The organism is Amphibacillus sediminis NBRC 103570, assembly GCF_001552275.1.
GTDB lineage: Bacteria > Bacillota > Bacilli > Bacillales > Amphibacillaceae > Amphibacillus_B > Amphibacillus_B sediminis.
This window is the reverse complement of record NZ_BCQW01000023.1, coordinates 1-17,662: the sequence shown is the minus strand read 5'-3', so window position 1 is coordinate 17,662 and position 17,662 is coordinate 1. Positions and strand designations below refer to the sequence as shown.

General features: G+C 38.3%; 13 protein-coding genes. All 13 read left to right on the top strand.

The features are described 5' to 3' along the window. The first annotated feature begins 216 nt into the window (after positions 1-216). Positions 217-2,229, top strand: a complete 2,013-nt coding sequence (locus ASE01S_RS12375; protein ID WP_245630377.1) for a cache domain-containing protein — start codon at positions 217-219, stop codon at positions 2,227-2,229. Beyond that, a complete protein-coding gene (locus ASE01S_RS16230; RefSeq protein ID WP_245630376.1) occupies positions 2,195-2,587 on the top strand; it encodes a helix-turn-helix domain-containing protein in 393 nt (130 codons plus the stop codon). The genes ASE01S_RS12375 and ASE01S_RS16230 overlap by 35 nt, the downstream gene beginning before the upstream one ends. 765 nt (positions 2,588-3,352) lie before the next feature. Further along, on the top strand, positions 3,353-4,939 hold the full coding sequence (locus ASE01S_RS12370; RefSeq protein ID WP_067842829.1) for a PTS transporter subunit EIIC: 1,587 nt from the start codon (positions 3,353-3,355) through the stop codon (positions 4,937-4,939). 74 nt (positions 4,940-5,013) lie between these two features. After that, on the top strand, positions 5,014-6,396 hold the full coding sequence (locus tag ASE01S_RS12365; RefSeq protein ID WP_067842826.1) for a sulfatase family protein: 1,383 nt from the start codon (positions 5,014-5,016) through the stop codon (positions 6,394-6,396). 36 nt (positions 6,397-6,432) lie between these two features. Then, entirely contained in the window at positions 6,433-7,170 is a 738-nt protein-coding gene (locus tag ASE01S_RS12360) for an N-acetylmannosamine-6-phosphate 2-epimerase (RefSeq protein ID WP_067842892.1), read from the top strand. A gap of 361 nt (positions 7,171-7,531) precedes the next feature. Then, positions 7,532-8,785 carry an anaerobic sulfatase maturase gene (locus tag ASE01S_RS12355; protein ID WP_157065213.1) on the top strand — a complete coding sequence of 418 codons (1,254 nt, stop codon included), beginning with the start codon at positions 7,532-7,534 and terminating at the stop codon, positions 8,783-8,785. A 359-nt stretch (positions 8,786-9,144) separates the two neighbouring features. Continuing rightward, positions 9,145-10,077, top strand: coding sequence for an MBL fold metallo-hydrolase (locus tag ASE01S_RS12350; RefSeq protein WP_067842819.1), 933 nt, complete (start codon positions 9,145-9,147; stop codon positions 10,075-10,077). Between the two features lie 142 nt (positions 10,078-10,219). Next, on the top strand, positions 10,220-10,882 hold the full coding sequence (locus ASE01S_RS12345; protein WP_067842816.1) for a reverse transcriptase-like protein: 663 nt from the start codon (positions 10,220-10,222) through the stop codon (positions 10,880-10,882). Positions 10,883-11,248: 366 nt separating this feature from the next. After that, positions 11,249-11,440: a hypothetical protein gene (locus ASE01S_RS12340; RefSeq protein ID WP_067842814.1), complete on the top strand. Its 192-nt coding sequence runs from the start codon at positions 11,249-11,251 to the stop codon at positions 11,438-11,440. Between the two features lie 256 nt (positions 11,441-11,696). After that, entirely contained in the window at positions 11,697-15,272 is a 3,576-nt protein-coding gene (locus ASE01S_RS12335) for an endo-1,4-beta-xylanase (RefSeq protein ID WP_067842811.1), read from the top strand. A gap of 209 nt (positions 15,273-15,481) precedes the next feature. Beyond that, positions 15,482-16,090: a TetR/AcrR family transcriptional regulator gene (locus tag ASE01S_RS12330; protein ID WP_067842808.1), complete on the top strand. Its 609-nt coding sequence runs from the start codon at positions 15,482-15,484 to the stop codon at positions 16,088-16,090. An 18-nt stretch (positions 16,091-16,108) separates the two neighbouring features. Continuing rightward, positions 16,109-16,963: an ABC transporter ATP-binding protein gene (locus ASE01S_RS12325; protein ID WP_067842804.1), complete on the top strand. Its 855-nt coding sequence runs from the start codon at positions 16,109-16,111 to the stop codon at positions 16,961-16,963. Next, positions 16,960-17,662, top strand: a 703-nt coding sequence (locus ASE01S_RS12320) for a fluoroquinolone export ABC transporter permease subunit (RefSeq protein WP_067842801.1), incomplete at its 3' end; no start/stop codon positions are given. The genes ASE01S_RS12325 and ASE01S_RS12320, both read left to right, overlap by 4 nt.

Below are 17,662 nucleotides of genomic sequence, written 5' to 3'. Positions count from 1 at the left end.
TTATCGCAGTGTAACTGGCTAGGGCTGCGATTATTCGCCCCATCGAAGGGCTTTTGTAAGCCTCCCACTACAAGAAATAAGTGAACACAATTATGTCTAAGTGGGAGATCCAACAGTCGGTAACGGCCCGATTGGTTCAACTAACGTTCAGTGGGGGTGAGAGGAAGCTGACTAAGTTCGCGACGTCGTGTCGCAACGTCTGCACGAGCACACTCTATGCGTCGAAAACCACTGAACGAAGTTTCACTTTATCGAGCTTTGCTCGATAAACTCTGGGCACAAATACGCCAAGGTGCATTTGATTTTATTAGGAAGGGGCTTGATATGAATCGACTTCCACTAATGTTACAATTGATTGTTATCCTGTTCTGCATTATGGCTATCCCAATTGCTATCTTAACCTGGTATAGTGGAGAACAAATCGTGCGGAACTCAGAAAGCGCCATTGCAGAGTCTTCTTTAGCCGAACTAAATGCCAATCGAATGCTTTCCGAAAATGCGATGAACAATTTATCTCAAAATACCGTAGCCCTTACTGGCACAAACATCTTCGATCAAATTCATTCATACAAAAGCTATTCAGAATTAAATTCAAATTTTCAGCATGTACTCGATGCGCGTCTTGTACTAAGTAAACTAATGCAATTGAAGAGCTGGGGAGATGGGGTGTACTCGATCTTTTTTTATCTAAATGAATCTGATTATGTCGTAACAACCGATAAGGGGATAACGAATTTAGAGAGATATGAATCGATTGACTGGATAGAGGATGCCCTTACTGAGCGAAGAGGGATAAGGGGCGTATGGTATCCACGTAAGCTTGATTCCGGGGTGAGTGTCATTTCCTATGTACTACCACTTAATCAACTATCCACAAATACGAGTGGGACAATTGTTGTCAATTTAATGGAAAGTGAATTTGAAAATTATTTCCGATCATCTGACACAAGTAAACAAGAGTATTTGATCATGAAAGCTAATGGTACGATAATCTCTCACAGTGATAAGAACTATCTATTAAAGGATGGCACAAATGAACCATACATAAGTGAAATATTTGAGAATAGCCTCATGGAAGGCTATATGTTCCGAGAACTTAATGGAGAACGGTTGCTTTATACTTGGTCTCGTTCCAAGAAATCAGAGTGGATAAATGTGGGGATTTATTCAGTTAGTGAGTTGATGATGACCACGCATAGCCTGCAGAGAAGTATTGTTTTGCTTACTGTTTTTATTATTTTAATAGGAATCATCTTAACGATTTTTCTGGCTATATGGTTATCCAAACCATTAAGGGATTTAGTTCAAAATTTGAGTTTGCGTACTAATTTAGGCATCAAAGGAAGGAATGAACTGGCTTTTCTAGAGATCGCGTTTAGGAAGATGCAAGAAAAAGAAGAAGATCTTCAGAGGATGTTAAATATACGAGAGCATGATTCAGATAGTCTTGCCATTCATAATTTACTGCAAGGTGAATGGTCTTCACGTGTGACTGAAATGTTTCCTGCCACTTGCTTTCTTGTTGCGGTTACCTCAATTGATCAATATAGGCACTATCTTAACAAATATAATCCTGAAACTCGCAGTTACCATATTTATCTTTTTACCTCGGCATGTGATCGATTGTTTCCAGATCATATCGTGGCACGATGTATCAATCAAGGAGATGGTTGTTTTGTTATCGTCATCAATTATGATCGATCTGAAACGAGTGAGATCGATTCCGAAATTCATACTGCACTAAAAAAAATAATGAACAGAGCGGAGCAAATTTTGACTCATACTGTGACGATCGGCGTTAGTAGCCCCAAAGCGGCTACGGAAAGGGTGTCTGTTTGCTTTGATGAGGCACTAGAGGTCATCAAGCACCGTATGATTAAAGGAAGCGGTGGCATAACTTATTGGAGTGAGAAAAAAGATTATGATAAAAAATATATCTATCCGCTCAATAGCGAGAGGCGTATACTCAATTTTATCGATAATGGTGACCTCAATCGTATCATTAAAGAATTGGAAGTAATCAGTCATGAGATTCGTTCAGCTGAGTATGTTTCCTATGATAATATTTTATTTATTTACCATCAGCTAGTAGGGATTTGTATTAAACATCTTAGAGAAAATAATATCAGTACAGAAAGAATTTTTGCAGGTAGAATTAATATTTATACTTCGCTCGCTTCGATTGATACATTAGATGAGCTTGAAAATTGCCTTCGCTATTTTTTTTGAAGGTATGATGCAATATCTTAAGAAACAAAAGATCCAGTCTAATGATTATGGTGAGCGTATCCTCAACTACTTAGATCGGCATTATTGTGAAGAAATTGATTTTGAAGAGATGGCAGAGGATATTGGCATCAGCTACTCATATATGCGAAAAATCATTTACGAAATGACGGGTCAAAGTTTAATCGAGCACCTTAATCTTCGTAGAATAGAGAAAGCCAAACAAATGCTTGCAGAATCAAATTTAACGATTGCACAAATTGCATCTGAAGTAGGTTATAATAATCCGCAAAGTTTAAACAGATTTTTCCGGAAGTTCGAAGGTATGACTCCGAGTAACTATAAGCAGGTTAAGCTTTGAACGATCTCCATGTAAATTCTTCCTGACGAATTTACATGTTGGGGATTTTATGCATACCAGTTAGCCACTTGTTGTAAAGTTAGTCCGTAGTTTTGATGGTTAAAACCATCTTATTTGTATGCTCGATTCTAACCGCCTAGCTTTTTGCTTGGTTTTCGTTATTCAGCTTGACGAGGTGTGGGGACGAGTTGAGCATTGAGGGGTTTCGGGTCTATCACAGCCCACTATCCTCTGTTTTTAAGGAGCAATCTGCACAAATCAAGACTAAGCCATTCGTTTATCGCAGTGTAACTGGCTGGGGCTGCGATTACTCGCCCCATCGAAGGGCTTTTGTAAGACTCCCCCTTCAAGAAATAAGGGAACACGTCATGTCTAGGTGGGAGATCCAACAGCCAGTAACGGCCTGCTTGGCTCAACTGACGTTTAATGTGGGAGAGAGGAAGCTGACTAAGTTCGCGGCATCGTGGCTCCACGTCTGCACGAGCACATCGGATGCGTCGAAACCCCCACTGAACAAAGTTTCTCTTCATGTATTGTCATTTAATTAAATGATAATACATTTTAATCCTCGTAAATAAACATATTTTTCGATATTTAATTTTTAGAAAAATAAAATATTTAAAAATTTGTATTTACATATTAATAAAAACATGATAACCTATTTATGAAAACGATAACAATTAAGCGCGCAAAAATTGATCTAGTTTTCACGTATTCAATTACCCTTATGCAGACATAATATAAGCTAGAAAGGAAGGGTTAATGATGAAAGATAAACTTGTTGAGTTTGGTCAGAGGTTAGGAAAGGCTATCTTATTACCTGTTGCTGTCCTACCAGTAGCCGGATTGTTACTAGGGGTCTCTGCTGCATTGTCAGGCGATGCGGTTATCCAAGCCTATCCATTTTTAGATAATACGGTGCTTCAAGCCATCCTAAGTATTATGAACGCAGCGGGATCAGGTGTTTTTAATGCATTGCCGTTAATTTTTGCTATTGGGATTGCAGTGGGTCTCGCACGTAGAGAGAAGGGTTCTGCTGGCTTAGCTAGTGTGATCGGGTATTTTGTTTTAATTATTACCATTAATGCTTTATTAGATATTACAGGACAATTAGCAAGTGGAGATATGGATCCACGTCTGGTTGGGCAAGGCGCTCAGTTTGGGATTATGACTCTGCAAATGGGTGTTTTTGGTGGCATTTTAGCTGGGATTATTACCGGCCTTGTCCATAATCGCTTTTATAATATTAAATTACCTGAGTTCTTGGCTTTCTTTGGCGGCTCTCGTTTTGTTCCGATTTTAAACACATTTATTTTTCTTATCGTCGGTGCGGTGATGTTCATTGTTTGGCCGTTTATTGGTCAAGCTATTTCGAACTTTGGCGAATTCGCGACAGGCTTAGGAACATTAGGAGCTTTTTTATATGGATTAATGCTAAGAACGCTCTATTTATTCGGTTTGCATCATGTCTTTTATTTACCATTCTGGACAACAGCAGCAGGTGGTACGTTAGAGGTAGGTGGCGTTGTGTATGAAGGATTTCAAAATATCTTTTTAGCACAGCTGTCAGATCCGAATACAACTCAGTTTTTTGGCAATATTGCACTATTTAATAGTGGGCGTTATTTTCACATGATGGCAGGGATGATTGGGATTGTTTTAGCGATGTATCGTTCAATTCCAGCTGGTCCCAAAAGAAAAGCTACCTCAGGATTCTTAATTTCAATTGGGTTAACTGCCTTTATTACTGGAGTAACTGAACCGATATCCTTTGCACTATTGTTTGCCTCTCCGATTTTATTTGTTGCCGAAGCTATTTTATTTGCATTAACTTTTGTTTTGGCAAGCTTGTTCAATATTACAATTGGTTCAACATTTTCTGCTGGACTCGTTGAATTCTTATTGTTCGGTGTTTTCCAAGGTAATGATAAGACCAATTATTTATGGGTTATTCTTTTGTCCATTCCAGTCTTGTTTGTCTATTACTTTGTATTTAAGACACTAATCATTAAATTAAAAGCCAAAACACCAGGTCGTGATGATGAGGAAATTACCGATGAGGAGAAAAAGCATCACGTTCAATATGAATCTGGACAAGCTCAACAGATTATTGAAGGATTAGGTGGGTTTGACAATATTACAGATATTGATAATTGCGCCACAAGACTCCGTGTATCTGTTAAGAAACCAGATCAGATTAATGCTGACCTGTTAAAGGAAACGGGTGCAATGAATACGGTCGTAAGAGGTAAAGCCATTCAAGTTATTTACGGTCCTAAGGTAAATGTGATTCGCAATGATATTGATGAATATGTTGATCAACAAAATATTGAGCACTTGAAACAAAAATAACTCAGTACAGGAGTCGTTCTATTAAATGATTCAAGATAGGGCACTTCTGTCCTTTTAGTAAGGGGTGCAAGCTTTTGAAGAAAAATATTATTTATATTCATACACATGATAGTGGAAAAGTGCTAAGTCCATACGGATATAATGTACCAACCCAAGCGTTAGAGAGTTTTACTAAAGATGCGACTATATTCCGTGAAGCCTATTGTGTGGGTCCAACCTGTTCCCCAAGTCGAGCTGGTTTATTAACAGGGATGTACCCGCACAGCAATGGAATGTATGGTTTATCACAACGTGGCTTTAAGCTCCATGATTATAATCAACACCTCGTCAATTTTTTGAAGAAAAATGATTATTATACGGTTTTATCAGGTATCCAACATGAAGCGGGTAGCTACATTGATCACGAACAAGGAGCAAAAGTCATTGGTTATCACGAGGATATCAGTGCGGATAATACAAATTTGAAGGAAGAAGAATTAGTAGAATGGGATTATCAAAATGCGCTTAATGTTAAAGAGTGGCTAGAAAATTACAATAATGATCAACCTTTCTTTTTATCCTATGGTCTCTTTTCTACACATCGTAAGTTTCCAAGTGAAAGTCATAAAAATAAGCAATCAATTGATGCTAAGTATGTGATGCCGCCAGATCCACTAGCTAAGGAACGTGCTGTACGCGAGGATTATACCGGCTATTTAAAATCAGCAACATGGTTCGATGAATCATTTAAGCTTGTCATTGAAGCGATCAAGCAATCAGGCTATTATGATCAATCAATTATAATCTTCACAACCGATCATGGTATCGCATTTCCTTTTAGTAAATGTAGTTTATTTGATACAGGTATTGGTGTTTCGTTGATCATGCGTGTACCAAATAGCCAAATGATTGGTGAAGAAATTGAAGGCTTAGTTTCACAGATCGATGTTTTTCCTACACTGTGTGATTTAGTTGGCTTAGCTAAGCCTGACTACTTACAAGGTGAGTCATTTGCTAAGATGTTTGAACAAGAGGATTTATCAGGACGAGAATTTGTGTTTTCAGAGATTAATTATCATACCTCGTATGAACCGGCCCGGAGTGTCAGAACAAAAAGGTATAAGTTTATAAAATACTATGATCAATCTTATCTAAAGGTTAATCGAACCAATATTGATAATTCAATAAGTAAGGCGTTTTATCAAGAGCATGACTTAGAACAAGTCACTAAGCCTGAAGAGGCCCTTTATGATTTATTTTACGACCCGAGTGAAAAAAATAATGTCATCAATGACCCTCAATATCAAGAAATAGCTGAAACACTTAGAACTAAATTGTTAGAGCATCAGCAACAAACCAATGATCCTTTACTAGAAGGCCATTTCAAAGTTCAAGAAGAATGGAAAGTAAATAAAAAAGAAGACTATAATCCTAGCTCGAAAAATCCCAATGACTTTATGCAACCGGGCGAAATATAGTTTACCCGAGTGTAAATAAGGAAGAGGTGAATGATGATGGACAAGTTATCAGTTAGACAACAAGAGATTTTAAAGCAGTTAGAAGGAGGCTTAATCGTCTCCTGTCAAGCAAAAAAGGATGATCCCATTTATTTGCCGGGCATTATTGAAAAAATGGCGGAGTCAGCAATCTGGGGAGGAGCAGCTGGCCTAAGGCTAGACAAGCCGGAAAATATTAAGGCAGTAAGACCACTTACCAATTTGCCGATTATCGGACTTTGGAAGCAGCACGATCCATCTTCACCCGTTTTTATTACCCCGACACTTGAGGCTGCTAAAGCTGTTATTGAAGCGGGTGCTGATATTGTAGCTGTTGATGCAACTGATCGAATGAATCGATCAGGTTCTAAAGCCTATCAGTTAATCGAGCAAATTAAACAACACTACCCTGAAATACTGGTACTTGCTGATATTCGAAATGATCAAGACGCTCGATTAGCAATTGAGGCAGGTGCAGAGTTAGTCGCTCCAACATTGTATCGCTTTGATCCGGAAGCGAAGTCAACCGAGCATCCAGATTTTAAAATGCTTGCCCGTATTGTTAAAGCGGTAAAAGGACAAGCTCATGTCCTAATGGAGGGTAAAATCCATACACCGGAAGAAGCAATTGAGAGTATGTATCTAGGTGCATATGCAGTGGTTGTTGGCAGTGCAATTACTAGACCGCATTTAACTACATTAAGGTTTACCCAAAAGCTGAACCGGTATGACAAAGATATGCCTCTCTATTATTAAGTGATAGGAGTGCTACGAAGCAGGCAAGAGAAATTGCTCAACTATTAAAGGCTTAGTCCTTACACACTCACATTTGTTTATTCTATTTTGGTTATCTTGTTGTTTGTAAATATCGCCATACTGTTAAACTTTTCGGTTGAAGAAACGTATGGCGATATTTCTTGTTCGTAGGTTTTTCTAAGGGTGTTCAAAAATCACCGAATGATAAGCTGCGCATTTCATTGTTGGCTAGTGCTTGCGCTACTCGTGTATCTAAAGGCATACACTCCGTTGCTCATCCGTCGCCGCCTCGAACTGCTTGCTTCTAATCCGGCTCTTTTGAACGCGTTAGCTCGTTACTTATTAAGAAAGGATGATTATCATGACTCAAACGCTTGGTCATGTTCCGAAGCGGATTGCCAGTATCATGTGGAAAACGGTATCGGAGTCTTGTAATCTAGCTTGTGATTATTGCTATTACAGTACTTGTCAGGGCAGAGTAGCTAAGTTGACCACAATAGATGACGATATCCTTGAAAAATGTATTAAAGAGTATATGGAGATCAATAGAGGTCTGGCCACTTTTGTATGGCAAGGTGGGGAGCCGTTAATGGCTGGTCTTGATTTTTTTCAGCGGGTCATACATATACAGAAAAAATTTCGAAGCAAATATAGTCAAGCTACAAATGCGGTTCAAACTAATGGAACTTTAATTAATCGTAACTGGGCAAGATTTTTTGCTAAAGAACGTTTTTTAGTGGGTGTTAGCATAGATGGTCCAGAAGAATTAAACCAGAGACGGGTTACACGCTCAGGAAGAGCAAGTTTCGATTTAACCATGCGGGGGATTGAGTATCTTCGTGAGCAACATGTGGACTTTAACATTTTAACGGTTATCCATGAAGGCAATGTCAACCAAGCTGAAGCACTTATGTCATTTTACCAGAAACAGGGTTTCCCTTATATTCAATTGATTCCGTGCATGGATTTTCAGGCTCAGCAAATTGATCAACCAGGGATGTTCACCATTACCCCTGAACAGTATGGTGATTTTCTATGTCAGGCCTTTGATTATTGGTATAATGATGGTCAGCCCCAGCAATCAATTCGGATTTTTGACAATTTACTAGCCGTTTATTTGAATCAAACGGCAGAGCATTGCATCCATCTCGAAAACTGCCCTACAACGATCATCTTAGAGTCAAATGGTGATGCCTATCCTTGCGATTTTTATATGGATAAGTCTTTCTGTCTTGGCAACATTAAAGTCAATACATTAGCCGAGCTCATTCAGCATCCACATATGAATAAATTTGCTAGCTTAAAGGCTAACTTACCAGAACAATGCCACTCATGTGAATTTCTTAAATTCTGTCATGGCGGCTGTCCCCGTAATCGACTAGACGCTAGTAAAGATCAGCAGACAGAGTATTTTTGTCAAAGCTATCAACAGCTTTACCGCTATGCTGATAAACGCATGAAACAATTAGCAATGCAAATGAAACGTGACAAGCTACTTGCCTTAGTGGCATCGGGTTATCCCTTACCAGCTAATACAGAGCCATGTCTGTGTGGTAGTAGCCAAAGCTTTGAGGATTGTTGCCAAACTTTAATTGGGCAGGTCTTGACAAAATAGTATCACTAATAATTTTAAAGGTTCGTAAATGGATGAGTTAGAATAAGATTTCCAACCAGACATTAGCTAAGATTTTCTAGTTGAAGTAGCGTCGATATGACTATGTATGAGGTGATTACCGGTAACGGTTTAGGCACAGCTCAATGGTTATGTCGACGTTTTTAGCTTTTGCCAAACGTGGGCTCTAATGCTAATGACCATATATTAGGATTAGAGCGTATCATCTTAAAGCATAATTAGTCAGAATTTGTTCAAATTAACAAAATAAGATGGTAAGTAGCATGGTTATAACTTTCCTTTTGATATGCTTTTTTGGTAAGCTTATGGTAATAGGTAGCTTTTAAAGGAGGAGTTAAAACATGTCCCATTTAATTGATCTCATTGATTTAAATGATTTAAATTTAAAAGAACGTACAGGTTCCTACCTCTTACATGCTAAAAAACTTACGCTAATTGAGACTAGTGCTAGTCCATCTATCCCTTATCTACTACGGGGGCTAGAAAAACTAAATATTAATCCTGTTGATATTGAGTATATCATTGTCACACATATTCACCTTGATCATGCGGGAGGTGTTGGGCTCTTACTTGAATCCTGTCCGAATGCTAAGGTAGTCGTCCATCCGCGAGGAGCTCGACATCTTAATGATCCTAGTCGGTTAATTCAAGGGGCTAAGGCTGTTTATGGCGAGTGCTTTGATCAATTATTTGACCCGGTTTTACCTGTACCAACTGAGCGGATTATAACAAAAGCAGATCGAGAGACGCTGGAAATTGACGTAGACCGAGTGCTAACCTTTTATGACACGCCTGGCCATGCAAAGCATCATTTCTCTATTCACGATAATCAAACGAATAGTATGTTCACTGGTGATACACTTGGGATTTTATATCCGATTTCGATGACAAATGGGACAGAGCTGATTCTTCCTTCTACATCACCGAATCAATTTAATCCGAATGATATGCTAGCCTCGATGAAACGAATTCGTGATTTAAATGTTGAGACTATCTATTTTGGTCATTATGGAAAATCTGATTACCCGGATCATGTTTATCATCAATTATCCCAATGGTTAAATCGATATTTAAGAATCAGTGAGGCGATAATTAGTGCACACCCTGAACGCGATGATAATACGCTAGCCGAGGCTATCGCTGAAGCCTTATTTAATCGAGTAGAAGTTGAATCAGATATTAGTGATCCAAATGTATTTGATTATATAAAATTCGACTTAAACATATGTGCGCAAGGGATCGTTGATTATTATACTAAATTAAAGCAAAGTTGATTGTTGTGTTCAAAAGGGCGAAATCAGAAGTGAGCAGATCAAGGCGAAGAGAGTAACGGATGTCTTGAGATCTGCACGTATCTCAAGCACCAGCCAATCATGCACCATTATTCATTGAACGTTACCAATAAGGAATGATGTTATGGAAGTGACCATTCATGTTAAATATTGCACGCCAAAGGGTACTGAAGCTGACTTCCAATCAGCAGCTTTACCTATCAATCAAGCGATAGAAATGGCGCAAGGTTTTCAGACAACTGGACGCGTTATGTCGCTTTATCTTAAAAATCAGCTTGGTCAAGAGTTATCGCTGAAGGAATTGATTAGCTATCAAGCCGAAATAAAGCAAGAACCTCACAATATTACCATCTATTTCGATGGTGGCTTTGATCTGGATCTTAAGCTAGCCGGGCTAGGATTTTCTATCTATTACGATCAGAACGATCGCCGCTATCGATTGCGTAAAAATGCTCGAGTAACAGAAATAACATCAAATAATGAGGCTGAATATGCGGCTCTAGAATTAGCACTGAAGGAATTAGCAGCCCTGGAAGTACACCACCAAACGATTCGTATTCGCGGGGATTCACAAGTGGTGATTAATCAGCTAACTGGGCAATGGGCTAGTTTAGATCAGACCTTAAATAAATGGGCTGACCGTATAGACCATTTGTTAGCGAAGTCAGGCTTATGTGCAAATTACGAATTGATTGATCGAAACACAAATCGAGAAGCCGATCGGCTTGCATCACAAGCATTAAAGGATGTAGCCATTGATGCATTAATTGAACTCAAAGCGGAATAAACAAACAAAAAACTCAAGTGACTTCACTTGGGTTTTTTGTTTATAGAAAAAGTATTTTTTACTTGATGCAGTAATGTTGTATGTCTCTTATACAAAGCGTTCTAAAATAATGATCTGTGTTATTTTTTGAAAAACCGTAACATATTTTCGGCAATTCTCGTCTGAATATCGATTTTATTAAGATAAGGATAAAGCCGCATAATTGTTAGTCATATAAGGTGTATCCATGATTTGGAGTCATCGTGGCAGAGGGAGGGGAGTGTTTTTGAGCGAAGATAGAAAGGAAGTGCTTTCTGTTTTGATCAAGGACATAATAGTTTTGGTTATCTCACTCATGTTCGAAATGAAGTCGAGTATGAATTGGTGATGTTTGGAGAGATATTTTCTCCATATATTAGTGATCTTAAACTAATCTTGAATAGTGAAAGCCAAGATGTAAACATCATAGAATTTTCACAAGCTAACAAGATATGGTATAGTGTTGTAACTGTTGAACAAGATCCCCCTTACGATATAGAAATACGAGCGATTGATGTCGAGGGTAATACCATTCCGTAATAAAAGTTCTCAAATGAAAATAGCTTAATATGATTTAAAACCAGTATGTCGAATCATGCTGGTTTTTTAAACGATTCTTAACTTTTTCTGGGTTAATAAAAAAAACTTATACTTTTTAAGGGTTTTTATTAAAAAGATAGGGTTACTTTAAATGTAAGCGTTTTATAAAATGGGAAGGGCTATGAAATTGAATGAGGAAGGGAGGAAGGGACCACGTATTTATTCCTTATTTTAAAAATAAATTAGGAGGTTTCACATGACGAAAAATCGGTTGAAAGACTTTGTTGTTAAGTTGTTTATTATTTTGCTTTTTATCCCGCAAGGATTATCAATTCAAGACATTAAAGCAGCAAAAGAACCTACACAAACTTTAGCACAAAATAATTTTACCGAAATCGTAACACATTACCATGAAACCTTTGAATCAGGTCTAGGTGCGATTCAACCAACGGGTGATGCACAGGTAGACTTGGTTTCTGAACAGAATTTTATCGGAAATGACAATGGCGAAGCAATTTTGATTAGTGAAAGGACAAGTACGGGAGATGGCGTTCGACTTAACTTTAACGATATAGGAATTGAAGAGGGGGAGACCTATCAGATTACAATTATTGGCTTTGTAGACGCAGATCAAGATGTTTCTGATCATGCTCAGGTCTATCTTGAAGCGGTCCCAAGCCCTAACTTAGTTGCGAAGACTCATTTTATATCGGGAGAACCTTTTATCCTAACTGGTCAATATAGAGCTGATCGGAATGAGGATACCATGTTACAGCTTAATACCAATCAAGCTGGACAAGCAGTTTCTTTCTATTTAGGGTCTGTGCTTATTACTGAAGTGACCACAGACGATCAGACAGGTGGAGTAGACCAAGAGCACTCACATACTGAGCCATTTACTATCATTGATTTTGAAGATCAATCCACTGGTGGATTTGAACCTAGAGCACAGACAGAAATACTAACCGTAACAGATGAAGCCAATCATACAGAAGGCGGATCGTATGCTTTAAAAATAGAAGGAAGAACAGAGAATTGGCATGGTCCTTCATTAAGGGTGGATCCATTCATTGAACAAGGACAGGAGTATTATATTTCCGCTTGGGTCAAACTGATTTCCCCTATTTCGGCAGAGCTACAGCTGTCAACACAGATTGGTAGTGGAAATAATGCTAGCTATAATAACATTCAATCTAAAGTAGTTCGGGAAGCGGATGGTTGGGTTCAATTAGAAGGAAGCTATCGTTATCATAGTACTGGCGATGAATATGTGACGATTTATATTGAAAGTCCAGACAGTAGTTCAGCTTCTTTCTATCTTGATGACATTACTTTCAAACGGATCGAATCTGAAGGAATAGAGATTGATCCAGACTTACCCCCAATTAAAGAGGTTTACCAAGATTATTTCTTAATTGGTAACGCTGTCTCGCTTAATCAATTTGAAGGGGCTACACTTGAACAATTAAATTTGCACTATAACCTTGTTACAGCGGAAAATGCGATGAAACCAGCATATGTTTATAATGACGATAGAGAAATTGATTTTACGTCATCAGATGCTTTAGTTGATCGTGCCTTGGCAGAGGGTATGCAAGTACATGGACATGTTTTAATTTGGCATCAACAGTCTCCTGAATGGCTACACACTGATGAAAATGGTCAACCTTTAAGTCGAGAGGAGGCATTGGCAAACTTGCGCCTTCACGTTAAGACGGTGGTAGAGCATTATGGAGAAAAAGTAATGTCTTGGGATGTGGTCAATGAAGCGATCAATGATAACCCCCAAAATCCATCAAATTGGCGTGGGGCTCTACGACAATCTGGATGGTATCGAGCAATTGGAGAAGATTATCTAGCTGAGGCCTTTAGAGCTGCCAGAGAAGTTATTGATGAGAATGACTGGAATATTAAGCTTTATTACAACGATTATAATGATGATAACCAAAATAAAGCTGAAGCTATTTATCACATGGTAAAAGAAATTAATGAAAGTTATGCAGCCGAACATAACGGAGAACGACTTATCGATGGGATTGGTATGCAAGGGCATTATAATTTACATACAAATCCTGAAAATGTAAGACGGTCACTAGAAAAATTTATTTCCCTTGATGTAGAGGTTGGTATAACTGAACTTGATGTAACAGCAGGCGAGGATTATCTCCTAACAGAGGAACAAGCCATTGCACAGGGGTATTTATACGCGCAATTGTTCAAGCTTTATCGAGAACATGCTGAACATATCTCACGTGTTACTTTCTGGGGATTAAATGATGCAAGTAGTTGGAGAGCCTCACGAAATCCACAATTATTTGATCGAAACCTGCAACCTAAACCAGCTTACTATGCAGTTATTGATCCAGATCAATTTATTGAGGATCATAAGCCTGAGAAACAAGAGCCTAATCATGGCATAGCTATCTTTGGCACACCAATTATTGATGGGAACATGGATGATATTTGGCTAGAGGCACCAGCGTTACCTATTAATCATTATCAAATGGCATGGCAAGGAGCAAATGGAACAGCAAGAGTACTTTGGGATGATGAGCACCTTTATGTATTCATGGAGGTTAACGATTTAGAGCTTGATAAATCAAGTGAAAACCCATGGGAGCAAGATTCAATTGAAGTATTTATTGATGAGAATAATGCCAAAACAACCTTCTATCAAGATGATGATGGCCAATATCGTGTGAATTTTGACAATGAAATCTCATTTAATCCAGTTGATATTGAAGCTGGGTTTGAATCGGCAACTCAAGTGACCGAGAATGGCTATCAGGTTGAAGTGAAAATTCCATTCAGAACGATCAACGCTAATCATGGCACGACGATTGGTTTCGATATGCAAATTAATGATGCTCGTGACGGAGCTCGCCAAAGTATTGCAACATGGAATGATATAACAGGAAATGCGTTTCAAGATACCTCAGTATTTGGGGTGTTAACACTGGCTCATTCACTTGATGAGGAAGAAGAGCTTACGATTGATCAAAACGAACGCGTAATGGTAGGTGCTGGACAAAAAATACGGATAAAACAGACGCAAATATCTATTGATATGCCAACAGATTTACCGAAAGGAACCGAAATTTTAGTAAAAGTTTTGAACCAAGTTACAACACCTAGATCTACGTCAGGTAGAAAATTAACAAAAGCGGGTGATGTCGTAGAAATCAGGATGATCTATCCTAAGGACTCACAAGATTATATCGGCACGTTTAACCTGACTTTAGGCTACCAGGATCAATATGATACGGCAGCTGTCTATTACTTAAATGATGAAACAGATCGATGGCAGTGGCAAGGTGGTAAAAAGAATAGTGAGGACAACACGATTATCCTAAATGTATCCGGGTTTTCGAGCTACGGTGTGTTTGCCGATATCGACACTGAAAGTAAAATTTCGGAGCTAAAAGAAATGCTAGCGGTAATAATAAATAGAATTGAACAATTAAAAGGGGTCGGAGCAGATGTTGCCGAGCTTGAAAAATTATTGGCACAGCTTGAGATTGACATTAAGCAACTAACGATTAATGATTCTGACAGGGAGTCTCTGGTTACCGATTTATTACAAAGAATGGCCGAGCTTGAAGCAAAGGTGGCTGAACAAGAGCACAAAATGGAAAGCTCAACACCAGAGAACAATGATCAGCATTTAGATGATCCATCGACAGGAACAACGGATAAAAATGACCAGAATCAAACAGGCTACCGGTTACCAAATACCGCGACAACTCTTTATCATTTTCTGATATCAGGGGTCTCTATTCTCTTAGTGGGTGCTGTGCTACTTATTCTTCACAAAAGAAAAGCTAAAGGATGATGACGAGGACAAAAAATGTGAGTATATAGTTAGCAGTAAGGTACACTAACGACAGAGGGCATTCAAGTGATCATATCGTTGAATATGGGTTAAAGTCCAAGCCTAGTCATTTTATTATTGACTAGGCATCATTTTATTGACTTTATATGAATATATGAATAAAATAAAAATATATTCATATAAATTATTTGATAAATTGGAGGGATTTGATGACACCGAGGGGTTTTTCTGATTTGGAGCTTGAACAGATTAAAAAAAAATTAATGACGGCAGCACGCGATTATTTTCAAAGGGTAGGATTGAAAAAAACAAGTATTAAAGAGTTAACAGAGGCAGCCAATATTGCACAGGGCTCTTTTTATAAATTCTTCCCTTCAAAGGAAGTACTCTATTTTAAATTAATTGAGCAGGATGAACATGAGATTCATCAGCAGTTAAATCAGGCCTTTGCTAACATTAATGAAATAAATGCGGCTAGCTTTTCTGAAATGATCCAGCAAGCGATTCAATTAATAGATGCCTATCCACTTGTCAAGCAAACACTATTTTCAGGTCAGCTTGAAGAACTTATTCGTCACCTGCCTGATCAGGCGATTCAGGAGCATTTGCAGCATGATACACTTAGCTTTGCGCCGATGTTTACACAATGGCAGGCAGAAGGAAAGCTTAGGAGAGATATAACGGTTGATGTCGCTATCGCATCCTTACGTGCGGTCATCCTAATGCTTGCGCACAAACAGGAAGTTGGAGCGGCTGTTTTTGATGATGTGATTAAATTATTAGTTAGCGGTTTAGCGGAAAGAATTTTTGTCCAATAAAGAAAGGAGGGGTCATAGATGATTGAGGTTGAACATTTATCATACACTTACCCTCGAATGGAAAATCAAGCATTAAAGCAGATTCATCTATCAGTTAAAAAAGGAGAGATATTAGGTGTTCTAGGACCTTCGGGTGCTGGGAAAAGTACATTACAAAAGGTATTGCTTGGCGTGCTGCACGGCTACCAAGGTACAGTTAAAGTAATGGGAATAGAAGCTAATCAATTTGACTCGAATTTCTATCAACGAATGGGTGTGTCGTTTGAGGTGCCTAATTTCTATCAAAAATTCACAGCGCTTGAAAACCTCAACTTTTTTCGTTCTTTTTATAAAAATAAAGATATTGATCTGATATCCATGCTAGAAACCGTTGATTTACTTGAAGCAAGAAATAAAAAGGTTAGTGATTTTTCTAAAGGAATGAAGATGAGGCTTAGTATTTGTCGAGCGTTTCTACACGATCCTGAATTAGTTTTTTTAGATGAACCAACAGCCGGATTGGATCCGCTCAATATAAAAAAAGTACGAACCTTCATTAAGCAAAAACAAGCAGAAGGCAAGACGATTATATTAAACACACATAACATGCAGGTGGCGGAGCAGTTGTGTGATCGTGTTGCTTTTATTATTGATGGCGAAATAAAGCAGATTGTTAGGCCTAATGAAATAATCATGAATCGCAATCAACGACGGTTAACTGTCACCTATCTTAATCAAGGACAACAAGAAAAAGTAGTGTTTCCTATGACTAGACTCGATCAAAATAATGCTTTTCAAGCCCTATTAAAACAGGACACAATTTTAAAAATGGAGACCGAACAACCAAGTCTTGAAGATCTCTTTATTGACATTACCGGGAGGTCACTAACATGATTGTCTCTTTATTAAAGCAGGATATTCGGTTCCAATTTCGTCACGGCTTTTACTATGCTTATTTGCTCGTGACGGTTATTTACATTGTATTACTACTTGCATTGCCAGAATCGATTCAATCTTATTTAACTACTCTTATTATTTTTTCAGATCCGGCAACATTAGGTTTTTTCTTTATTGGTGCTATTCTATTACTTGAACGTCATCAACAATTACTTACTTATCTGTTTGTTACACCCGTTCGTTTGATACCTTTTCTTCTAGCTAAATTGCTATCGCTTTTTCTGATTAGCGTTTTAACAAGCATAATCATAGTGATGGTGGTAATGGGGTTAGCCGTGTCCTACTGGCAGCTCGCCTTAGCCTTACTGCTTACCAGTGTTTTCTTTACCATGTGTGGGATCTTTATCGCTGTTCGTACACAAAGCCTGAATGCCTTTTTAGTGCGAGCTATCTTAGTGATGATCGTCCTCTATCTTCCTTTGGTAAGCTACTTTGAGCTATGGTCGCACCCACTTATGCAGATATTTCCCGTCTATTCTTCACTTTTTCTACTACGTGGTGCCATTCAAGGCGGTCTTAACTTAAGCGATACGCCGTTTTGGCTTCATACAGGTATGCTTATGATTTGGAATGCGATTCTTTTTTATTTAACCTATCAAAGGTTTAAACGATCGATTATTGCTAGTCAAGGAGATG

Coding starts and splice junctions, on each gene's coding strand:
- ASE01S_RS12350 (WP_067842819.1), top strand. CDS start 9,145: ATGTCCCATTTAATTGATCTCATTGATTTAAATGATTTAAATTTAAAA.
- ASE01S_RS12375 (WP_245630377.1), top strand. CDS start 217: ATGCGTCGAAAACCACTGAACGAAGTTTCACTTTATCGAGCTTTGCTC.
- ASE01S_RS12370 (WP_067842829.1), top strand. CDS start 3,353: ATGAAAGATAAACTTGTTGAGTTTGGTCAGAGGTTAGGAAAGGCTATC.
- ASE01S_RS12330 (WP_067842808.1), top strand. CDS start 15,482: ATGACACCGAGGGGTTTTTCTGATTTGGAGCTTGAACAGATTAAAAAA.
- ASE01S_RS12345 (WP_067842816.1), top strand. CDS start 10,220: ATGGAAGTGACCATTCATGTTAAATATTGCACGCCAAAGGGTACTGAA.
- ASE01S_RS12355 (WP_157065213.1), top strand. CDS start 7,532: ATGACTCAAACGCTTGGTCATGTTCCGAAGCGGATTGCCAGTATCATG.
- ASE01S_RS12340 (WP_067842814.1), top strand. CDS start 11,249: ATGTTTGGAGAGATATTTTCTCCATATATTAGTGATCTTAAACTAATC.
- ASE01S_RS12360 (WP_067842892.1), top strand. CDS start 6,433: ATGGACAAGTTATCAGTTAGACAACAAGAGATTTTAAAGCAGTTAGAA.
- ASE01S_RS16230 (WP_245630376.1), top strand. CDS start 2,195: ATGAGCTTGAAAATTGCCTTCGCTATTTTTTTTGAAGGTATGATGCAA.
- ASE01S_RS12325 (WP_067842804.1), top strand. CDS start 16,109: ATGATTGAGGTTGAACATTTATCATACACTTACCCTCGAATGGAAAAT.
- ASE01S_RS12335 (WP_067842811.1), top strand. CDS start 11,697: ATGACGAAAAATCGGTTGAAAGACTTTGTTGTTAAGTTGTTTATTATT.